The sequence below is a fragment of the Succinimonas sp. genome, from assembly GCF_045225735.1.
Classification (GTDB): Bacteria; Pseudomonadota; Gammaproteobacteria; order Enterobacterales; family Succinivibrionaceae; genus Succinimonas.
In genome coordinates this window covers 1-2328 of sequence record NZ_JBGVBR010000064.1, presented here as the reverse complement: position 1 = coordinate 2328, position 2328 = coordinate 1, and the positions used below count along the sequence as shown (strand labels likewise).

Annotated in this window: 2 protein-coding genes; both read right to left on the bottom strand. The window is 44.1% G+C overall.

From position 1 onward, the window contains the following. Positions 1-17: 17 nt before the first annotated feature. Positions 18-947 carry a hypothetical protein gene (locus ACJROR_RS02275; protein ID WP_406545682.1) on the bottom strand — a complete coding sequence of 310 codons (930 nt, stop codon included), beginning with the start codon at positions 945-947 and terminating at the stop codon, positions 18-20. Positions 948-981: 34 nt separating this feature from the next. Continuing rightward, positions 982-1725: a hypothetical protein gene (locus ACJROR_RS02270; RefSeq protein ID WP_406545681.1), complete on the bottom strand. Its 744-nt coding sequence runs from the start codon at positions 1723-1725 to the stop codon at positions 982-984. Between the last annotated feature and the right edge of the window lie 603 nt (positions 1726-2328).

Sequence of the window (2328 nt, the reverse complement as noted above, 5' to 3'; positions counted from 1 at the left end):
TAAAAACTTGATTTTCATTATTTTTCCTCCTGGGCTGAAATTCCGGTAAGGGACTGCGCTTTCTGCACTGCATCGTCGATGACCTTTGGTACCCTTGCTTTAATGACTTCGCAGGCTTTGTTTTTCCCTGACTGTTCTTCGTAATATGCTGTTTTTTCGCCGTAGAATTTGTAGAAATCAGGAAGATCCCGGAGCAAAAACTCGCCGTTAGCTCCGTTTTCGTACAGCACCCCCAGAACAATTTTTTTACCATCGTTCGGGGTGTAAAAAGTGAACATGCCCGGCCGGCATTCATATCCCTCCCTGACTTTTTGAGCAGCTCGGGTTGATACTTCAAGGGACTTAGTTTCTCCAGGAGCAACTCCCCCGGCAATTTCGATCTCCTGAATGAAGGTATTGTCTACATGAATCGAAAGAGCGCTTAAGGGGACAGTATTGTCATTCTTGACGGTAACAAGCAAGGCACTGGCAGGATTGGCAGGATTAACCTCGCATGAAAAAGTTATATGATTGAAGAGATCGGCTTCCATTTTTAATCTGGCGATTCTTTCCTTTTCAACGTCGCTCATCGGTATTTCCGTACCTGACGCATCGCATAGGGCAGAATCTTTCTCTTTGGATTTCAGCACTTGGCTTAAAGTAAAATTCAGTTTATTGGGGTTCAGGTTTCTTTTAACGTAGGCCTCTTTCCAGTCATCTCTGACGATTTTTATTATTTCAGATGCCTTTCTGCCGTTGATTATCTTATTTTGCGATTCATTCCCGCGATACCAGGTCAGAAAAGCAATTCTGTCCTCGGTATCATAACTATTGACGACATTCAAAATACTTTCTTTCTGCTCATCCTTGCTCCCGTTCAGATCAAGAGTGGGATCACCGCACCCTGTGATCAGTACTGGAGCGCTGAGGACTATCAGACCAAGCAATGCTGACAATGCAGTTTTCATGTTCGCTGAGTTTCCTTATTTTTCTGATAAATGATTAGATGCCGATGTTCTTGCGCACGGTTGTTTTAGGCTGTTCGGCAGGAACCGATCCTGAAGACGCCGGGGTTGCCGGAGCTGATGGCGCTGCTGCGGGGGTTACTTCCTTTACAGTGCTGGTGCCGGCAGTGCTTCCGCCGTTATTAGCCGGTACTGCGCGGACTTTCCCTGATGCTGCGGATTTCTTTTGAACCTTGGCGGCCTGGGCCAGAGCCAGACGTCTTTTTCTTTCTTCCTCTGCCTTTTTCTGTTTTTCGGCAATAAGCTGCTTTTCCTTTTTGTCCTTCAAAAGAACTTTTACATCGTCGCTGAGCTTCTGCCAGTCTTCCAGAGCATATTTTTGCTTTTCGGCTTCAAGCATATCCTCGCAGCTTTGCTGGGTATAGCAGGTATATTCAGCAACGTCCCTGAGTACTCCGTCCGGGGAATAGATAAAAATATTAAGCTCAAAGTAGGCGTTATCGTGGCTGAGCAGCGGACTGAAGCTGAAAGTATATACTCCCAGTCTGTGGATGTAGTCAGCAGTTCTGATTTCAGGAAGCTTTGTCAGTACCGCCTTCATTTCCTCTTCGTTTACGGCATTAAATGTTTGCCAGGGCTCTCCTATTCTGCTTTTAACCGTGGCTTCGGTATCTGTATTGATGTTGAACTGGTGAACTTCTTCTGTGGAAAGGTGAGTTCCGGCGCATCCTGAAATCAATAAAGAAAACATGATGGCAGTTACGAAAGTTGATTTTTTCATGGTTTTATCACGATATTTATAAATAAAAAAATTGCACGCAAACAATGCGTGTTATAAACAATCTGTTTTAAATAATTTTACTGCGATACCTGGATCAATGAATTAAAATTCAGATACGAAAGCACAGTGCATAAAACAGAGTCCGATTATATAAACATTAATTTATGTAACAACATCTGCTAACATAAATCAAACGCAAAATATTTATCTTCCAGAGCATGGATAACTAATCTGTCAGGTCAGATAATTGCAGATTTCACAAGTAGCCCGGCCGGCCGCCCATTTTACAGTATTCGAACATTCTTTTCAAACAACAACAGCATCGGCAGTTCCAGACAATCTGACGAGAACTGATCGTCGTAATGCGTGAAGATTACCTGTATCAGGCCGGGAAGGCCGCCGCTTTTCATTCTCTGGGGTTCTTCAGGCCAAAATCATTTAAAGAGCCTCCCTGACTTTCCGCAAAACGAACTCACCCCGGGAAACGAACTCAAGGTTTTCTTTCTTTGATGTGAACCGCCTTGAAATACCGAAAACGAGTCAGGCAACCGCCATCGGAACATTCAAACTGGAACTCTCCGTCAGTGATGACATTCAGGAATC

Bases quoted from the DNA above. Each gene is read 5' to 3' on its own strand.
- ACJROR_RS02275 (WP_406545682.1), bottom strand. From the start codon at position 947: ATGAAAACTGCATTGTCAGCATTGCTTGGTCTGATAGTCCTCAGCGCT.
- ACJROR_RS02270 (WP_406545681.1), bottom strand. From the start codon at position 1,725: ATGAAAAAATCAACTTTCGTAACTGCCATCATGTTTTCTTTATTGATT.